This is a genomic window from Halodesulfovibrio oceani subsp. galateae (assembly GCF_055397225.1).
The window spans coordinates 561,405-578,756 of the sequence record NZ_AP042453.1; the positions used below are offsets into that span (position 1 = coordinate 561,405).

Below are 17,352 nucleotides of genomic sequence, written 5' to 3' on the forward strand. Positions count from 1 at the left end.
ATTCTCAGAAAGGAGCAGCCTTAATCACCTTTACTTTTTAAATAATTTAGCGTTATGCAAAGTTTTCAATATAACAACAAACACATATAGATAAGATTATGAGTTATTACTTAGAACGATTTGAGAAGCTAAGCAGAGATAACGCAACGCTGATAGAAGGAAATCTTGATGCAGTTACAAAAGCTGAATTGCAGCGGATATTACCTACAGGAAGAATGTTGCGGTCTATTCAACATGACTTGCAACGGGGAGAGCTGTTTCTTCTTTCAGCATCACCAGATACACCGCTTTTTAGTGATGTCGATGGTGAACTGATTTTAAATAATTTGCATGCGATGACACTTTCATCAGAGGCTATAACGCATGCTGAAAACAGGCTTGCTACATCTTCACCTGAATTTTCGAGTTCTGCAGTATGTGATTCAAGCGACAGTCTGCCACCTGCAGAAGAACCTGAATACGTAGCTTCAGAAGTTGCAGCGGCTACGCGAATTGAGCCAGAAAAAAATTATAGTTATCATCTTGAGATAGTATGCCCCTCTGACAAGAGAACAACATATGCTCCGGGAACTTTTAATTTGGCTGAACTAAGAGGTGAAGAGGCGAGCTTGGTGTTAGCACAAGATACTTCTATTACGGAAACCGTTTGGCTTTCTACCAAAGCAGCCTTTAATAAAAAGAGAAAATTATATTATAAGCCTCAAAGCGGAATTGGAGGCGGGAGTAACCTGTTTGCCTGTGACGTGAATTTGTTTGAAAAGAAGCCTTCGAGAGCAAATGAAGTTTTGATTCCCGTGATACCTGCTGTACAGATCGACGAACGTCTAGGTTTTCCTACAGAAGGGTATTTCTACCATTTTTATCAGAAGAAGCTTATTCAAGAGTTTAAAGTAACAGCGAATAAGGACGAGTGTATTTTTGCAGTAACTCGTTCTCATTTGAAAACTTTAAGTGATGAAATTGTAATTACTAAAACTCATCATCACATTCTTATCTATTGTCGGTTAAATGGTAGCGTTGTTACTGGACAGCACCTTGTATATTTAAAAAAGAAAATTACTGCTGCTGAAATCGCACTAGCTGAAACTGGGAATTGGCTCAATGAATATGGTGTTGAGATAGATGTTGCGGCTCTTCGTGCAACATTAGACGAAAAAGTTATCGAGCGTCCCCCTGCACCAACTTACAAAGTGGTAAGTGGAGATTCTCTTTCAAAAATAGCAAAAAAGAAGAGCACCACAGTCGATGAACTTAGAACATTAAATCCTAAGTTTCGTACTTCGTCGTTACTTTCGATAGGTGAAAAGATTAACTTACCAGATGCTTCTAAAAAGCAACCAGTAGAGAAGCCCAAGACTTTTCAACGGCAGGAAAATGCCTGTTATGCATCGAAAGAAAAAATATTAATTCCAACTATATTAGCCTTTCAAGAGAGCTTAGTTGATTCGACTTGCGCTGTTGTAAACATTAGGACTCTTAAGCTTTGCCCGAATTGTGGGAAAGAGAAAGTGTGTAAGGTAGACATCGATTACGACTTCATTAAAGCACGAGAGGGATTTATCCTTACTGCAAACGTTCCTAATCCTAAAAAGAGCCAAAGCGGAGTAACTATTGGTTGTGGCTTTGACTTAGGACATCATAGTTTGGTTGATTTACGAAAAATGAATCTGTCTACGGCATTAATCACTAAGTTTACCCCTTACTTAGGGAAAACAAAAATGACTGCTTATAATTTTTTGGCTAAGAAGCCTTTAACTATTTCATCTACTGAAGGCACAGAGCTTTATTGGAAAGTCAAAAAGGATGAAACAGCTAAAGTAGTGCGAAGATATAATCGGGATAGTAAAGTAAAGTTTGAATGTCTTTCTTCCAAAAAACAAACGGTCATTGCTTCAGTTAGCTATCAGTATGGGACAAGAGCTCCAATATTTTGGGGTCATGTGACGAAGCAAGATTGGAAGAAGGCTCATGCAACATTACGAAACTTTGGTGATGATTATTCTTCAAGACGAAAATATGAAGCTGATTATTGGGAGTCAGAAATATGAACAGAGTCAAAGCGATATTTATCGCAATTATGTTACTGGCTAGTGTTAGCTCTTCATATGGGGCCTCAATTACTCCAGAAAAACTTATTCAATCTTTCAACTTAAGAACTGTGTATAGTTCATATGCACAAACTTTAAAGATGTATTGTGCTGATTACCCAAAAGACTTTTTTGAGAAAAAAGATATCAAAGTGACACCAAAATCTGTAGTTTTTGAGAGTAAGACAAGGTATCTAAAGCTAGAGATTTTAGATGAAGATTTAGTTGAAATGACAGATATTATTAAAGGCAGGAGCTATTCCACAAAATCTCAGCACCCTGTTTTCTTTGATGGAAAAAATAAAGATATTAGAACGAATGAGACCTACATAGACTATGAGATAGTACCTTGTGTACCTTTTACTGAGAAGTGCAGAAGAGACATGGAAGAAGATTAAAATTGATAAAACCAAAGTGCCTGCAAAAAGATTAAGCCGCTTCATCATTCTGTACTTTCATAAAAAAAACCCCGATTGCCTGTAAAGGCAGTCGGGGTTTTTTTTACATACAATCGATCAGATCAGGGAGGTTACTGCCTGTCGTGGCAGTTGCCCTGCATAACTTCAGTACGAAGCGAATCCAAAATAGTAAGAGAGCCGAACTGGTCTTCTAGTCCGTCACTTAATTTTTTCCATTCTATGGCCAGCGCCACTGCAAAGGGAGCAGAGCACATGTCTTGCAACTGAGGCATAGCGCTTTGTGTCAAGAGGAAGGCTTTACACTGAGAAAGAGGGGATGTAAGTGAATTCATTTGAAAATAACAAGCTACGTACCTATAAAGTTCTTATGTGAAGAGGTTCAAGTGAAGGTAGTAAAACAGTTGTTGCTAGTAATCATGATTCTATTTTCAGTGGCTGGAATATTCTTTTCCATCTATCTGTTAGTTAACTATAATCAGATTCATCTTTCTCTTAATTCAGTTTTTTTTACTTGGAATGAGTATGCAGCGTTACTTTCAGGAACTGGGACTATTGTTGTTGCTTGTCTAACGTTATTGACTCTAACTGTTCTTTGCATTCAGCAAGCTAATCTTGTCGATATAACACGCATAGAAAAAGTACAGAAGCATAAGGAACTTTTTTTAAAAGAGCTATATTTGTATGAAGATGATTTGAAGCAACGTTTTGTTATTCAGCACAAGATGCTTTTTTATGAGAAAATATTTCCTAATAACTCAATACACTTTTTTTCTGTACGTTCAGTTAAAACAGATTTTTTTACAAAACTCGAAGATGAATTCAATGACTTACAGCTTTTATTAGATAAAATAGATAAGACAGAAAATTATTCATTGAATTGTAAGCGAGATGCTACCCGAGATTTTTTGAAGAAATTACATAAGTTACTATTTGATATGGTTGGTTGTGCGCCTATTTCGAAAAAAGATGGTGATGTTAAATTCTTAACCAAAAACATTGGGTTAAATATTTATGATCCAGTAGACGATGTAGCTAAGCTCTGCAGTTGGCTGAACGCGATACTGTCATTTGTTGGGAAACCAAAAATATCGTTAATAATTCCCGATGATTTAAGTTTGTTTAGAATTTTAATTTCTGACGTTATTTGTCACGAAGAAGGGTTTGATCTTCAAGTAAATAATGCATATTTGTATAACTTATTCGAATTGCTTAAATTGCTTTATCCGTATTCAAATTCCTTTGCAGCTTCTTCTTATGCACTAGTAAATACTGTAATTACAAACCATAAGACATTTTGGAGATTAGAGGCTAAAGCAGATTTCAATGTATGGTTAGATCACCTTGTCGCAGGGCTGATCTATCAGGCTGAAGTTGATCAATATCCCGAGCGGCAGGAATTTTTAAAACAGTTTAGAAAGGCAAGTAAGCACCTGAAATTAAGTAATGAGCCTTTATGGATTCCATTTTGCGACTAGCCTTTTTAAGCCGCCTCATCACACTGCACACTCTTAATATCCACCCCGATCTGCTGTAATAGGCAATCGGGGTTTTTGCATTTGTGGTAGCGAATACGAATACCGCCCTCCGATTTTTTAGTGGTATGAACCCGCGCACGTTTGCTGCAGCAGGGGCAGATTGCCCCATGTGTTCCGTAATCAACGCCGGATTTTGCTTGAGCGATAATTGTTACGATTGCTTTGCTATTCATACTCACCTCCAAATAATGTCATGCCATCTGTGAACGGGTTTTCTTGTTTTTTGGCTTATTTTTCGTCTCGATCGCTGCATCTTCCACCGGAGCCGCTTCCTGCATACTGCCTGCAAGTTCATTTAAACTTGGCTTCCATTGCCAGTGGGCAAGGGCAAGGTGTGTTGTCAGGCAATCCAGCCAGTGGTTTGCGCGCTTGCGCACCCATACTTCTTTGCCGTTTTTTTGCCGCTCAAGCTCTTCAGAAGCAATTTCCTTTAGGTATTCCTGTGTAGTGTCGCTGTGGAAGGTTATCGGCTCTTCTTCCCAGCCTTCAGCCAATCTCCAGAAACAGTCACGTTTGAATAAATCTGTATCGATAAAATGCAGAGACAAGCCGCCCCGTATGGCGCGTCCGTCTGGGTACTTATCCAGCACCTTGTGATAAACGGCTTCGCCAACGCGAATGCGGCTCATACCTTTTGTTCCAAACACAACACCCGGACGCAAAGACAGCAGCCATAAATACGCCTGCATGGTTCTGGTGGTTTGTTCGTCCTTGTTCTTGCCGCCGCCTGTGTCCACAGCAGCGCGCCAAATTCCAAGTTCATTTCCTTCAAGCGTTTTGTACCGGCTTTCAAAAATGAGCTGCTGCAGTTCTTCAAAAGTTCTTACAACACCATAATCCACAATATGTTCAGCACGGGGTAGGCCATGCGCGCATACGGAATATTTAAAATGATCTTTCTGCATGTCAGCTGCAAAGGTCAGGCACTTTGCCCAGTCTGGAACTATGCCAACAGGAAGGTGCTTAGAGATGCAACGCTCAAGCTCTGTTTCGCTCTGTTTGAGCTGCACAAACCTGTAGGGCTTTGCGCACACGTTGTTGTCGAAGCGCTGAAGCTTGCGCGGGTGTCCTTGCGCCTCAAACCACTGGCAAAGTATGTCGGAGAGCGACACGAGCGGAGATTCCCATGCGCGCATATGCACAGCCATAACAACCGCGCCTTTACGTTTGCCACGGATAGAAACAAGCTGCCCGTTCATGAGCGCTTGGTTACGCGCTTGATCGGTCCACAGATAGCCGCATTTCTCGCACCGATAACGCCCAAGCTTTTCACGGCGAATACGTTGCGGATCAGTGCTGCCATCACGCGCTACAATGTTGTGGTGTTCCATAATCTGTGCAGTACGGCAGGCAGGGCATACAGCTTCGCGCACAAGCCATGCATCGGCCTCGGTGTTGGCATCAAGCCAGATCGTAGACTCATCCTCGTTCCCTTTGGGACGACACAACCGTGCGATCTTGGATAGCCCAAGTCCTGCATAAGCGTCTGTGCGTTCTTCCATTGCCAGCACTGCGGACTTGTCCTGATAGCTGTCTTCTTCATCGACAACTACGATAGGTGCAGAAAAAGAGCGGGCACGGGAATCAGAACCGGACCACATGCCGAGAAGAGCAGCGCCACCGGTTAACTGGATCTCTGTGTTCTGTAGCGAGTCAGTCCCTTTAAGCTTCTTCTTCAGCGGAGTGCAGAGTCGAAAATATTCATGCAGCGTTTTGGTGAACATTCGGCGCACAGAACTTTCATCCGCAAGACCATAGCCCACGTTGTCGAGTCTGCGCATAAGCGCCGCAAGCAGCCACGTAATAATAATCGTCGTTTTGGTAGACTGCGAAGGCGCAATCAAAAAGACCTTACGCACTTGCTCATCATCCAAAATATCAAGAATTTCTTCCGCGCTGGGAGATATTGCCGGATTCCAAAGCTGACCTTTGTACGGGCCTGCTACAACGCGCACGTTTTTACGAATCCAATCAAAGCTGCGCATGGCTTCCGGCATGGAAAAGAATTCACATTCACTTGGCGTAAAAGCTATCGGGCTAGGCTGCATCTTCATTCTCCTCAGCTTCAAGCATCTTTTCCCAGGCTTGTTGCATTTCTTCTGTCCACCATGTGCCTGTGGCGTATGAATCCAAGAACTGTAGTACCTGTTTGCGCCACATGCGCGTAAAGTGCTCAACGCGGGAATGAGAAAAATCAATCACCAGCGGGATTCCTTCTTCCGGATCTGCATTGAGACGAGTGCATAATTCCCGTGCAGCTGATTCGGAGCCGCCAAATATCTCAGCAATTTTTACGGCATTATCAGGAGCAAACTTTTCCAGTCCCAGCTTAAATGCTTTAGCGCGTTGCCCAAGTTCTGCTTCCATTACTGTGGTGGGAATAAACTTGCCGCGCTCTTTATCCAGCAGAAACTGCGCCCGTTCTGCTTGCACCTGTTTAAGTTTTGCTTCTGCTTTTGTTTTGGCTTCCGGTGCAAGCCCATCACCACCCACTGGGATGCTGTCCTGTGGGGAAGTGACAGTAATTTTCTTCTCAAGATTGCTATGGCCGTATTGGTCAACTTCTGCTTGAGAAAAACCACCGCCCCTGCGTGATCGAATTTTACGGGCAGCTATAGCCTTGCGTACTTTGCCGCCGGAACACTGGTAGCCACACTCGTTGGTGAGATACTGATGCACTTGGTGCGGGTTTTCAAAAATACGTCCTGCCATGCTACGCTGCCTCCATATACTTCTTGAGCAATTCAACCATTGTCGGTTGTCCATCTAGTGAGCGTTTGCCCCAGTTGATTAGTTTCCTATCTTCATTTTGCCGCCACTTAATTTCTAGTTTTCCTTTTTCAAGAACAAGTTGTGCTCCTCTTGGTTGCGCGTACCCATGTAGCTTTTTGTAGACTTCGATCGGTATTTTTTCCGGTGGCGGCAGTGGGCGCACAATACGGGCTGAACTTGGAACAGGTTTCAATATTGGAGCCTCTTTTGTTACAACATCGGCTGATTGCTGCGGCACAGGCTGCTTTGCGACATCCTCTTCTTGGTGCGCTGCCTGTTTCTGTGCATCCCCTTGCGTAGCGGTATCTATCGAAATTTTTTTCTTCATATGGTCTGGAAGGCCGGCAAGAAACCATGCTTCAACAGAAAGCGGTGTATTGGTCAGGTCTCCCAAATCTTTTCCACATGACTGAGGCACAGGCCAGCGCACTGCATTTGGATACATGTTCATCCAGGCAAAACGGGCGTTGTTCCATGGCTCAAAGTGGTGGCTGTTTGTTGCTCCTGCTTGATCTGCATCCAGAGCATTAAGAATCAAGTCGGCCTTGTTCAGCAGGGCGTGTTGCTCTTCAGTAGGGCGAACAGATGCACCGCCAAGAGCCATTGCAGCTGCGCCGTATTTTTTTAATTCTTGAAAAGCCAACTCTGCATCGCGGATGGTTTCAATCAGTACGAAAATTTTGCTGTCCGGATTACCAATGATTACGGGGTCTTTGCCACCACCTTTGATCTGGTAGTATTTAGGCTGCCCATCTTCGCGCCGGATCTGCATGCGCGTCACAACGCCATCTTGCAGGCAGGGGAAAACAAAACCTGCCGGAAGCATGATGCAGCGTTCACGACCGTTCTCGTTTTTCTCAGCTGCCAAGCCCCATGATGAATATGGGCGAAATGCACGTTCTGGGTTCCAGCCTATGAGCTGCTCTTTTACAGTTTCGATCTGGATGCCCCAGTTCCAAAGCTGCTCGAGCAGTTCAGGAGATTTGAGCAAAATCTCGTTGCAGTGTTTGGCAAACTTTAGCGCATGATCAGACCATTGCTGTGGTGCTTTTTCTTCAGGCTTTAAGTTTACTTTTCGTTCAAATTCTCCATCACGGGCGCGATTCTTTGCGGAGCGCATGCCTGTTTGCCCTTGCGCGTATTCGTTAATGAACTCGCGCATCCCGTCAGGATCTCCGGTTTCCCTACCGTGTGCCAAATTGTACAGTCCGATAAGGTCGGTAATACCGCCGCAGGAATAGCACTTGGCCATGTCCCATTCAGGATAATAGATAAAGGCACCACCCGGAGTTCCTTCTGTGTGCATAGGGCAGTGGGCAGAAACCTTGTCCTGTGTGCTGTGTTGTTCATCAATGCCTTGTAAAAGAGAACGTGCAATTACTTCGCGTTCATGGTGTCCAAGGAATTCTAATGCGTAACCCATAGTTATCTCCGCCTAAGTAATGAGCGAATGTTTTTGTGAATTTTTCTAAAAAAATATGGACGATTCAGATGGACCATTTATGGACGTTTAACTATCTGTATTTAAATATTAAATTTAGCAATCTGGACAGGTGGACGATTGTGCGGAAACTTTTCTCTACACTTTTCACTATGCCCCTTGTTTTCACCTCTTTTTCTCTTATTTTATTCTTTTTTTACCGTTAACTTTAGAAAAGAAGGTAAAGAATAGTCCGGATTAAGAAAAAGAGGTGAAAATTAGAAAGGTTATGGGGTGGACGGTTGCCTTTTTTGGGTCAAGATTTAGTCCGGAAAATGGGTCCAATGGTCCGTTTAGGTGTCACTAATATTGGGCCGATCTGCAGCCTTGAACCCCTGCTTGATTGAGATTCCGAAGTAGAAGTAGACCCCTATCTTTTGTCTCTTGAATTTTTGCTTCATCTGATCGCCAAACGTCCGTTGTTTAATGATAAAACGATCTTCAGTCTTGTGTTCCTCTTTGCTGTAGCAGACGAAAGATTCGTATAAATCTTTGGCTTGAGTTCGCACATTTGGGTCGTGTGGGTGCTCTTCGCACCAGTCGCTAATCCATGAGCCGACTGGGTCCATATCTTCCTGATAAGTTTCGACCTCATGCACCACTATTAGTGGTGGGATAAGCGACAAATCAGTGAGGAATTTTCGAGCACATCGGACTATCCAAGAAAGAATGCCTGGAGCTTCTTCTGCAAGTTTTTCATCAACCATGTTGCGCGGCATAGCGAGGTAGATGTGCTTGGATTCATCAACTTCGTTTGGGTCTTTAGTAAACCTTGCATTAAACGGAATAAGGCGCAGACGGTTGAAGAAAGCGCGGTCAGCTCCGCTAACCTGCGGCATGAAGTTCGTGTGGATGAAAAGCTTACAACGAGGCTTAAACTCAACTGTGTCTGTGTACAGGCCACGGGCACGAATGCGGTCAGAGCCAGTAATCTGCTTAATACTTTCTTTGTTGAACTTTTGCCCTTGAGCTGGCTCGGAAGCAACAGCCATTCGTAGGCCATCCAGTACGAGTAGCTCAGGATCAGGGCCGCCAGTTTTCTTTCCGTTCTGCAGAAGGACGCTGTCACTTAATACAGAAGCATAGCCGCCTATCACCTTCATGATTGTATCGAACAAACTGGATTTGCCGTTGTCAGCACTTGGGCCATACGCAATATAAATTTCTTTGTGGCTGTCTAGGCCGGTGACTGCGTAGCCGATTACCTTCTCAAAATATTCAAGCAGCTCTTGATCGCCGCAAAACACCTTGTGCAGAAAGTCTGTCCAGAATGGTGCTTCTTCGTGAAGGCCGCGATACTCATATTCAGAAGCGTGACGCATTTTGTGTTTTGGATCTGGTGGCAGCAGGAATCCGGTTTGTAGATCAATTATGCCGTTGGCGCAGGGGAGTAGAATGTGGTCTTTGTCCCATTCAGTGCCATCCATTCCAAGGGTATCTTCGCCACTGGTTGCCATGTTCAGAATGCCGGATGTGCGGCGGTCATTGCGAAGTCTGTCAGCGCGGTCATAGAATTTTTTTCTGTTGTGATGCGCTTTAGACAATTCTTTTTCCTTCTCTGTCAGCGCAATAAGATCGGCCTGAGTTGGCTCCTCTGCAGCACTTATTTTCTTGGCAAGTTTTTCGATCTGTTCTTGGAGTTCGGAAATATTTTTATTCAGCATTTTGGCACCTCTTTCAAAATGATCAGCCAGTTGTACAACTTCTTTTCTATGCTGTTTCTTGGCGTCATCTACCCAGTGAGAGTTGACGAAACGCATAAACTGCTGCCGCTTGTGGTCGTAGCAAAATTGATCACCTATTAACTCGATCAAGAGCTCTGCATCACCAAGCTGTTGGCGGCGGACAGATTCCACCAGACGATCAACACGCGGCCCACGCTTTTCCGGAACGTGTAGCACCTGCCAAACCATCACCGGCGGTGGTGGAGTTTCCAGATCATCACGTAGGCGCTTGGGCGCGTTGTCTTTGTTCGGGTAGTTTTTCTTGGTTTGCTCCCATATTGATTGTCGTTCTTCAGCTACTTGTGCTTGTATCAATGCGCGCAAGTCTGCTTGGCTGAGCTGTGCAACTTCAATGGCAGTAAGTTTTGGCGCAGCTGGTTGTGCGTTTACTTCTGCCGGACTGAGATAATTATTGGGAGAACTATTGGGAGAGGTTGTCTTCTGCTGTTTATCAACAGAATTTGCAGGGGCAGATTTCTTTGCACGGCTCATGCTGCCACCTCCAATGTATAATCAAAGCGAGTTGGGACACATTGCCAGTTTAAAGAAACGGCGTAGAGTTCATGCGAATGATAGTGCAAAGATATTTTGATTGAGGCGATCAAGTTCCGTGAAACAAATCTCCATCCAACTTGCAGGAGCGAATGAGGTGCTGACGGGGTCTGAGCTTGCACGATTTTCAAGTTTTCACTTTTTTCTAAACATCGCATCCATAAACGCGACGCGCCCCAAACGACCCCTGTGGGTTTGAAGGCTGGAAAGAACCTACGATGCTGCGTGCAATCGTTGGGCAATAGCTGCCCTTTAGACTTTCTTGTGGTCTTTGAGATAGAGAGGAGGGGGAGATGTAGGGGGAACGCTTGCGTTGCCCTTGCCGGAGCTTCGCTGCCGGCGTTGGATAAGGAGGCCGCTGTTGCGGCATCTTTTGTTGTATTCTTGATAGGATATGAAGGCAGTATTCCTGCGGTAGATTCGCAGAACCGTACCAAGACCGTACCAAAACGGGCTTTGAGCACGAAAAAAGGGATTACGATCCGTCGTAAAGACAGTACGTAACCCCTTGAAAATGCACATGGTACCGAGAGGGAGACTTGAACTCCCACAGCTGTAAAGCCGGCGGATTTTGAATCCGCTGCGTCTACCAATTCCGCCATCCCGGCATGTGTGAAAATGTGTCTATGAGAAGTAGCGCCCGCTGTCAACAGGTTTACGTAATCTTTTTCATTTTTTTGAAAAAACATAGCTGACTGAGACAAAACTGTGAAGATGTGGGCATGATTTTCTGCCAATCTTGCTTTTCCACAATTCAGGGGTTGCGTAAACTGGATAACTGATTACATACTGCTAGTGTCTACTTCTTAATGATAACTAGTTACTAATAGTGCGTTGCACATATGAGATAACAATGACCAAAGATAATGTGATTCATATTGAAGGTGCCCGACAGCATAACTTAAAGAATCTTACTCTCGATATCCCGAGAGATGAGCTTGTTGTTGTATGTGGCCCGTCCGGTTCTGGGAAGTCTACGCTTGCTTTTGACCTTGTATATGCAGAAGGTCAGCGACGTTATGTGGAATCTCTTTCTGCGTATGCTCGTCAGTTCTTGCCGCAGATGGATAAGCCGGATGTGGATAAAATTGAAGGACTTTCTCCTGCAATATCTTTGGAACAGACAGCCTCTACTCGTAACCCGCGTTCTACAGTGGGTACGGTTACAGAAATCTATGACTTCCTGCGCGTGTTTTATGCTCGCCTTGGAACCATGTATTGTCCTAAGTGTGACAAGCCGATTTCTGCCCGCGCTGCAGATGAAATCATTAGTGAAATTTTAGAGCTGGAAAACGGCACAAAGTTTATGCTGTTGGCTCCGCTTGTTGAACATCAGAAGGGCACCCATGCTGATAAGTTCAAAAAGCTGAAGGCGCAGGGTTTTGTTCGTGTGCGCATTAATGGGGAAATGCATACCATTGATGACGCCCCAGAGCTTGAAAAAAACAAGAAGCATACACTTGACCTTGTTATCGACCGTCTTGTTATTAAAGAAGGTTTACGCGGACGTTTAGCGGACTCTGTTGAACTTGCACTTAAATATGGCGAAGGGAGACTCATTGTTTCTATTGTCGGTGGTGAAGATAGAGCCCTTTCTACTGAGTCGGTTTGTCCTACCTGTAAGATCAGTCTGCCGCGTCTTTCTCCACAGCTATTTTCCTTCAACAGCCCACAGGGTGCATGTTCTCGATGCTCCGGTATCGGTTCTGTAGATTATTTCGAACCAAATTTACTTGCGCCGAACAAGGGCTTATCCCTTAAAACAGGCGGCCTGTTGCCTTGGAAGAATCCTAAAGTCATGGAGCGTTATTCTGATGACTTGACGGCTCTGGGCAAAAAGAACGGCTTTACGCTGGAAACTCCTTTCGCTGATTTTTCTGCAAAAGCATGGAAGGCGTTATTTCAAGGTCAAGGCGACTGGCCTGGTGTTGTCTCTTTGCTTGAACGTGGTATGCAGTTTGGCCATGCATGGCGCGATGAGCTTTCTCGCTACAGACAAAGCCATCCATGTCCGGTTTGCGATGGTGCTCGTTTGAAAAAAGAATCTCTTTCTGTGCGCATTGGTGAGCATTCAATTCACGCGTTCTGTTCTCTTTCTATCTGGCGCGCCCTTGAGTGGCTACAACAGCAGACATTCTCAGAATCACATATGGTGGTGGCAGAGCCGTTGTTGAAAGAGTTGACGCACCGTCTCGGCTTTATGGTGAACGTAGGGCTGGATTACATCTCTCTTAGCCGTAATATGTCCACATTGTCCGGTGGTGAAGCACAACGTATTCGTCTTGCCTCTCAACTCGGTTCCGGCCTTGTTGGGGTAACTTACGTGTTGGATGAACCTTCTATTGGTTTGCATCCTAAAGATAATGTCCGTCTCATCAATACGCTTCGTAGTTTGCAGAAGCGTGGCAACACCGTACTCGTTGTTGAACATGATGAAGCTACAATGCGTGAAGCAGATACGCTTATTGAGCTTGGACCTGGTTCCGGTATGCTCGGTGGTGAGATTATGTTTAATGGCACTGTCGACAAAATGCTTAGTGAAGCAGACACTCTTACTGCTAAATATATGCGCGGTGAGATGGTGATCGACATCCCTGAAGTACGCCGAGTTGCTGAAAATGATCTTGTACTGCAGGGCGTTTCTACGAACAACTTGCAGAACCTGAATGTGAAATTCCCGCTTGGTACACTTACCTGTGTAACTGGGCCTTCTGGCTCCGGTAAAAGTTCGCTTGTTGTGGATTCTTTGTACAAGCACATCGCACTGGCGAATTCCATTAAGGTGGATAACCCGGGGCAAATTAAGGGGATTAAGGGGCTGGAAGATATTGAACGCATTGTTGCAATCGATCAGACTCCTATTGGACGAACACCTCGTTCTAACCCTGCGACCTATACGAAAATTTTTGATGAGATCCGTAATATCTTTGCCATGACACCGGATGCAAAAAAACGCGGCTACAAGCCGGGGCGTTTTAGCTTCAACGTTCGTGGCGGACGCTGTGAAGCCTGTAGCGGTGATGGTCAGATTCGCGTTGAAATGCATTTCCTCCCAGATGTGTATGTTACCTGTGATGTTTGCGGTGGTAAGCGTTACAGCCATGAGACCCTTGAGGTTCGTTATAAAGATAAAAACATTGCAGATGTTCTAAGTATGACGGTTCGTCAGGCGAAAGCGTTCTTTGAAAATCACCCTACATTGAAACGCCGTCTGTCTGTTCTGGAAGACGTGGGACTTGAATATATCCGTCTTGGACAGCCTGCGACAACTCTTTCCGGTGGTGAAGCTCAGCGTATTAAAATCTCTAGAGAGCTTGGTAAACGTAACCTGCCTGGGACATTGTACATCCTTGATGAGCCGACAACCGGACTGCATATGCACGAGGTTGGCAAGCTGATACGTGTACTGCAAAAGTTGGTAGATAAAGGCGCAACTGTTATTGTTATTGAACATAATACCGATGTTATAATGGCAGCTGACTATGTGATCGACCTTGGTCCCGGTGGTGGCGAGAATGGTGGGCGCGTTGTTTCTGCGGGTACTCCGGAAGAGATTATCAACGACACTAACTCTGTCACTGGTACATATTTAGTTGCAGAGCAAGCAGTTAGGAATAGTTCATAGTTGCTATTTCTATGCTGGGCAGGTATCACTATAGGTACTAGAGTTATGCTTTTATAATCTGATTTGTTATTTCTATCCGTAATGAGGAAAATATGGATCGAAGAGGTTTTCGAAATCAGTATGGATTTGAGGAGGTGTATAGCGCTTTATTCGTCGATTTCGACAATATATACACGCGCTTGGAAGAGATAGAACCATCAGCAGCACATGTGTTTGCAACTAACCCTCAGCGATGGCTAAAGTGGTTGGAAACTCATGCAGTAAGAATGCTTTACGGTGATGGAGTTCGCCGTCGTATTTTAATGCGTTGCTGTTATCTCAATCCGCACTGTTACCATCAATACAGGCCCTTTTTTATCCGTGCAGCATTTAACGTGATTGATTGTCCGCCTCTTACTAATCAAGGTAAGACAAGTGCAGATATTCATCTCGTAATGGATGCGATGGATACCTTGAGCCATAAAACACATTTTGATGAATTTATTGTACTTTCCGGAGATGCGGATTTTACGCCGCTTCTAATTAGGTTGCAGGAACATGCGCGTCGCACATTAGTGCTTTCTGTGGGGTATGCATCCCCAGCGTATACAGCAGCAAGTTCTTGGCGTATCCGTGAAGACTGGTTTGTACAGCAGGCCCTTGAAGAAAAAGGGTTTGAAGAGTATCCGGCACAGCCTCGGGCAGAGGAAGAAGAAAAAACAGATACCAATGCAGACATCATTCTTCGTGGAGCTGATGTTGTAAAAAGCATGGTTCAGGATTCTTCTTCTCCGGTACCTCTTGCGCAGCTATCGCATAATCTCCAAAAAGAACTGGACGCAGGGCATGACTGGTTCGGGTATGGTAGATTCCGCGAATTTTTAGAAGCGCTTGAGCTTGGCGAGTTGGAAATTTCTAATGTTGTACCTGGATATGTGTATGATCCAAGTCGACATGATGAGCCGGAAGAAACTAGCGTACGAGCAGAATTTAAAGCACAGTATCCGGAACTGTTCGACTTTGCACTTAGAGTTCATCGTCTTACAGATGTTCCATTGTTAATGCCTGCACACTACAATCAGCTTCTTGAGTTTATTGTGGATGAGGTAAACGAGAATGGCTTCTTCCTCACGAATACATCGCGCAATGTTCGCGATAAGTGTGTAGAAGCAGGCGTGCCAGTTGGCAGAGCGCACGTAAACTTTGTTCTTGTTGGCATCTCACGCGGCGGTTACCCACTTTCTGAACAGGATGTGGTTTTGATCGACGAAGTGAAAAAGGCATTTATGCGTAACGTAAAGGATTTATGCAGTCGAACTCAGTTTGACCTGCGTAGTGAAGAAATCAGTCTCTTGTTTGAGTGGATGTCATTCAAACAGGAAAAAGAATAGCTCTAAAAGAAAGCTGGAAGCATATGCTTCCAGCTTTTTTCTTGTCCGTTTACGTATTCCATAGCGTATAAAAAAGCCTTCCATCTAAACGTGGAAGGCTTTTTTATTGATTTGCCTAATGCTTGTACTCGATACCCCAAATATCCATGAGTCGTTCATCTCTTCCGCAACGATAGCGGTAGAATTTGTAACGAATTGGATTCTTGGTGTAGTAGTCCTGATGGTACTCTTCAGCTGGCCAAAACTCTTTGGCCTTGAGAATGAGTGTTGCAACAGGGCGGTCGAAGCGTTTTTCCACCTTTTTTTTGCTGGCTTCAGCTTCGATTTTTTCAGTCGCGTTCATATAAAAAATTGCACTTCTGTAAGTAGATCCTTTGTCGCAGAATTGGCCTTTTGCATCGAATGGATCGATGTTGCGCCAGAAAAGCTTGAGCAAGCCTTCGTAGGTAACTTTTTGTGGATCGTAGATCACTTTGATTGCCTCAAAGTGTCCGGTAGTACCAGTACCAACTTGTTCGTAGGTTGGATTTGATGTGGTCCCGCCTGTGTAACCCACAACGGTATCCAGCACTCCGTGAAGCTTGTCGTAAGCAGGCTGCATGCACCAGAAACAACCACCTGCAAAAATAGCAGTGGCTTGAGGTGCAGCATTTGCCTGTGCGGTGAAACTTGTCATAACACCCACCAAGAGTAATGCTAAAAGAGTTGGTTTGTATGTAAACATAAATGCTCTCCTTTGAGGTACGCCCATTAGTTTAGCACAGCAAAAACGTGACGGGGATATGATTAGGAGGATAAAGAGCTATTACATCGTGTATCGTTGTTTCCAAAATTTTTCTATTTCTGCACGGCTTCTAGCCAATAAACGCATATAATCCAGTTCCAGTTCCTGCATTTCGGTGTCGTCTTTACGTAGCCATTCTGAAAGCCATGCGAAACGTAATGCGATAACCGCAGGGATTAGGTGATGAATGTTTGCGGCAAACAAAGGGTTTTCTGTGTACAGTGTCGCGACCAGTTCAGGCACAAGCCCATTAATCAGCCAGTTTGGGTGTTCAATTCCGACACATCCAATGCAGTTTGCTGCATCATAAAGTACGATTTTTTCTCCGGCAAATTCCCAATCAATAACGCCTGCAATATTTGCTTGATGCCATATGATGTTGAGCGGGTGGCAATCCCCGTGCGCTAATGCAAGCGGGATAACATTTTGCTCAGTGAAAAATGTGTCCAAGTGCGGAAGAATAGTTTCTAGCTGTCGAGCAATGTCTGGCCGCCGTTGTGTAATTGTGGTGACGATGTCTGCTACATACTCCGGCAAAGGCGGTGTGGAGTAGAGCGGGGTTGGAATTTGCTGTCCTGCCGATTGCAGCGCGTTAATAAAGGTGCCTATAGCTCGGCCACGAACTTTGTCTGCACAGTATGCGGGACGTGGAAGTTCTGTCCCAATTATGAAGGGCGTCATCTGATATGGTACACCCCCATGAATAATCACAGCCTGTCCGTCGCTTGTCCGAGCTGGTGCATGGACGAATGGAACATTTTTGTGATGTAAATCAGTAAGAAGTGTACCCAGCGTGTTGCGCCATCCTGCCTGAGCTTCCTTAAGTTTTTCCACAAGCCACAGTGTCCCGTTAGTATCTTCAGCAACAAAGCGAGCAATACAACGCTCCGGGCTACCGGGGATTTCTATGTCAGGGCGTTGCCGTCCAAAAGTGAGAGAAAATTTTTCAAAAAGTGTTTTCATAATATTTTTTTATTAATAGTAACTAATATTGATTTGGTAAG

Annotated in this window: 13 protein-coding genes and 1 tRNA gene; 5 read left to right on the top strand and 9 right to left on the bottom strand. The window is 44.5% G+C overall.

Annotated elements, in window-relative coordinates; genetic code table 11:
• Nucleotides 1–98 precede the first annotated feature (98 nt).
• Both ACZ5V1_RS02470 and ACZ5V1_RS02475 read left to right on the top strand, forming a co-directional pair.
• Complete coding sequence (locus tag ACZ5V1_RS02470) at nt 99–2,048, top strand: pesticin C-terminus-like muramidase (protein WP_464390455.1); 1,950 nt, start codon at nt 99–101, stop codon at nt 2,046–2,048.
• On the top strand, nt 2,045–2,485 hold the full coding sequence (locus tag ACZ5V1_RS02475; RefSeq protein ID WP_464390456.1) for a hypothetical protein: 441 nt from the start codon (nt 2,045–2,047) through the stop codon (nt 2,483–2,485). Before ACZ5V1_RS02470 ends, ACZ5V1_RS02475 begins: the two co-directional genes overlap by 4 nt.
• 131 nt (nt 2,486–2,616) lie before the next feature.
• Here ACZ5V1_RS02475 and ACZ5V1_RS02480 read toward each other — a convergent pair whose 3' ends face one another.
• Entirely contained in the window at nt 2,617–2,778 is a 162-nt protein-coding gene (locus tag ACZ5V1_RS02480) for a hypothetical protein (RefSeq protein ID WP_464390457.1), read from the bottom strand.
• A 111-nt stretch (nt 2,779–2,889) separates the two neighbouring features.
• Between ACZ5V1_RS02480 and ACZ5V1_RS02485 the strand changes: the two genes are divergently transcribed.
• Nucleotides 2,890–3,981 (top strand): hypothetical protein, encoded by a 1,092-nt coding sequence (locus ACZ5V1_RS02485; RefSeq protein WP_464390458.1) that lies wholly within the window; start codon nt 2,890–2,892, stop codon nt 3,979–3,981.
• A 5-nt stretch (nt 3,982–3,986) separates the two neighbouring features.
• Here the strand turns inward: ACZ5V1_RS02485 and ACZ5V1_RS02490 are convergent, their stop codons facing one another.
• The 6 genes from ACZ5V1_RS02490 to ACZ5V1_RS02515 form a co-directional block, all read right to left on the bottom strand.
• Nucleotides 3,987–4,214 (bottom strand): transcriptional regulator, encoded by a 228-nt coding sequence (locus tag ACZ5V1_RS02490; RefSeq protein ID WP_464390459.1) that lies wholly within the window; start codon nt 4,212–4,214, stop codon nt 3,987–3,989.
• 18 nt (nt 4,215–4,232) lie between these two features.
• Entirely contained in the window at nt 4,233–6,089 is a 1,857-nt protein-coding gene (locus ACZ5V1_RS02495) for a terminase gpA endonuclease subunit (protein ID WP_464390460.1), read from the bottom strand.
• Nucleotides 6,079–6,753: a hypothetical protein gene (locus tag ACZ5V1_RS02500; RefSeq protein ID WP_464390461.1), complete on the bottom strand. Its 675-nt coding sequence runs from the start codon at nt 6,751–6,753 to the stop codon at nt 6,079–6,081. The genes ACZ5V1_RS02495 and ACZ5V1_RS02500 overlap by 11 nt, the downstream gene beginning before the upstream one ends.
• A gap of 1 nt (nt 6,754) precedes the next feature.
• Nucleotides 6,755–8,236 carry a hypothetical protein gene (locus tag ACZ5V1_RS02505; RefSeq protein WP_464390462.1) on the bottom strand — a complete coding sequence of 494 codons (1,482 nt, stop codon included), beginning with the start codon at nt 8,234–8,236 and terminating at the stop codon, nt 6,755–6,757.
• A 350-nt stretch (nt 8,237–8,586) separates the two neighbouring features.
• Nucleotides 8,587–10,509, bottom strand: a complete 1,923-nt coding sequence (locus ACZ5V1_RS02510) for a phage/plasmid primase, P4 family (protein ID WP_464390463.1) — start codon at nt 10,507–10,509, stop codon at nt 8,587–8,589.
• Nucleotides 10,510–11,090: 581 nt separating this feature from the next.
• Nucleotides 11,091–11,177, bottom strand: a tRNA-Leu gene (locus ACZ5V1_RS02515).
• 245 nt (nt 11,178–11,422) lie between these two features.
• Here ACZ5V1_RS02515 and uvrA point away from each other — a divergent pair.
• On the top strand, nt 11,423–14,194 hold the full coding sequence (gene uvrA, locus ACZ5V1_RS02520) for an excinuclease ABC subunit UvrA (RefSeq protein WP_464390464.1): 2,772 nt from the start codon (nt 11,423–11,425) through the stop codon (nt 14,192–14,194).
• Between the two features lie 92 nt (nt 14,195–14,286).
• A complete protein-coding gene (locus ACZ5V1_RS02525) occupies nt 14,287–15,564 on the top strand; it encodes an NYN domain-containing protein (RefSeq protein WP_464390465.1) in 1,278 nt (425 codons plus the stop codon).
• Between the two features lie 115 nt (nt 15,565–15,679).
• On the opposite strand, the gene msrA is transcribed toward ACZ5V1_RS02525, so the two are convergent.
• Complete coding sequence (gene msrA / locus ACZ5V1_RS02530; protein ID WP_464390466.1) at nt 15,680–16,288, bottom strand: peptide-methionine (S)-S-oxide reductase MsrA; 609 nt, start codon at nt 16,286–16,288, stop codon at nt 15,680–15,682.
• A gap of 81 nt (nt 16,289–16,369) precedes the next feature.
• Nucleotides 16,370–17,311 carry a phosphotransferase enzyme family protein gene (locus ACZ5V1_RS02535; RefSeq protein WP_464390467.1) on the bottom strand — a complete coding sequence of 314 codons (942 nt, stop codon included), beginning with the start codon at nt 17,309–17,311 and terminating at the stop codon, nt 16,370–16,372.
• Between the last annotated feature and the right edge of the window lie 41 nt (nt 17,312–17,352).

Coding starts and splice junctions, on each gene's coding strand:
- ACZ5V1_RS02470 (WP_464390455.1), top strand. CDS start 99: ATGAGTTATTACTTAGAACGATTTGAGAAGCTAAGCAGAGATAACGCA.
- ACZ5V1_RS02475 (WP_464390456.1), top strand. CDS start 2,045: ATGAACAGAGTCAAAGCGATATTTATCGCAATTATGTTACTGGCTAGT.
- ACZ5V1_RS02480 (WP_464390457.1), bottom strand. CDS start 2,778: ATGCCTCAGTTGCAAGACATGTGCTCTGCTCCCTTTGCAGTGGCGCTG.
- ACZ5V1_RS02490 (WP_464390459.1), bottom strand. CDS start 4,214: ATGAATAGCAAAGCAATCGTAACAATTATCGCTCAAGCAAAATCCGGC.
- ACZ5V1_RS02495 (WP_464390460.1), bottom strand. CDS start 6,089: ATGCAGCCTAGCCCGATAGCTTTTACGCCAAGTGAATGTGAATTCTTT.
- ACZ5V1_RS02500 (WP_464390461.1), bottom strand. CDS start 6,753: ATGGCAGGACGTATTTTTGAAAACCCGCACCAAGTGCATCAGTATCTC.
- ACZ5V1_RS02505 (WP_464390462.1), bottom strand. CDS start 8,236: ATGGGTTACGCATTAGAATTCCTTGGACACCATGAACGCGAAGTAATT.
- ACZ5V1_RS02510 (WP_464390463.1), bottom strand. CDS start 10,509: ATGAGCCGTGCAAAGAAATCTGCCCCTGCAAATTCTGTTGATAAACAG.
- uvrA (WP_464390464.1), top strand. CDS start 11,423: ATGACCAAAGATAATGTGATTCATATTGAAGGTGCCCGACAGCATAAC.
- ACZ5V1_RS02525 (WP_464390465.1), top strand. CDS start 14,287: ATGGATCGAAGAGGTTTTCGAAATCAGTATGGATTTGAGGAGGTGTAT.
- msrA (WP_464390466.1), bottom strand. CDS start 16,288: ATGTTTACATACAAACCAACTCTTTTAGCATTACTCTTGGTGGGTGTT.
- ACZ5V1_RS02535 (WP_464390467.1), bottom strand. CDS start 17,311: ATGAAAACACTTTTTGAAAAATTTTCTCTCACTTTTGGACGGCAACGC.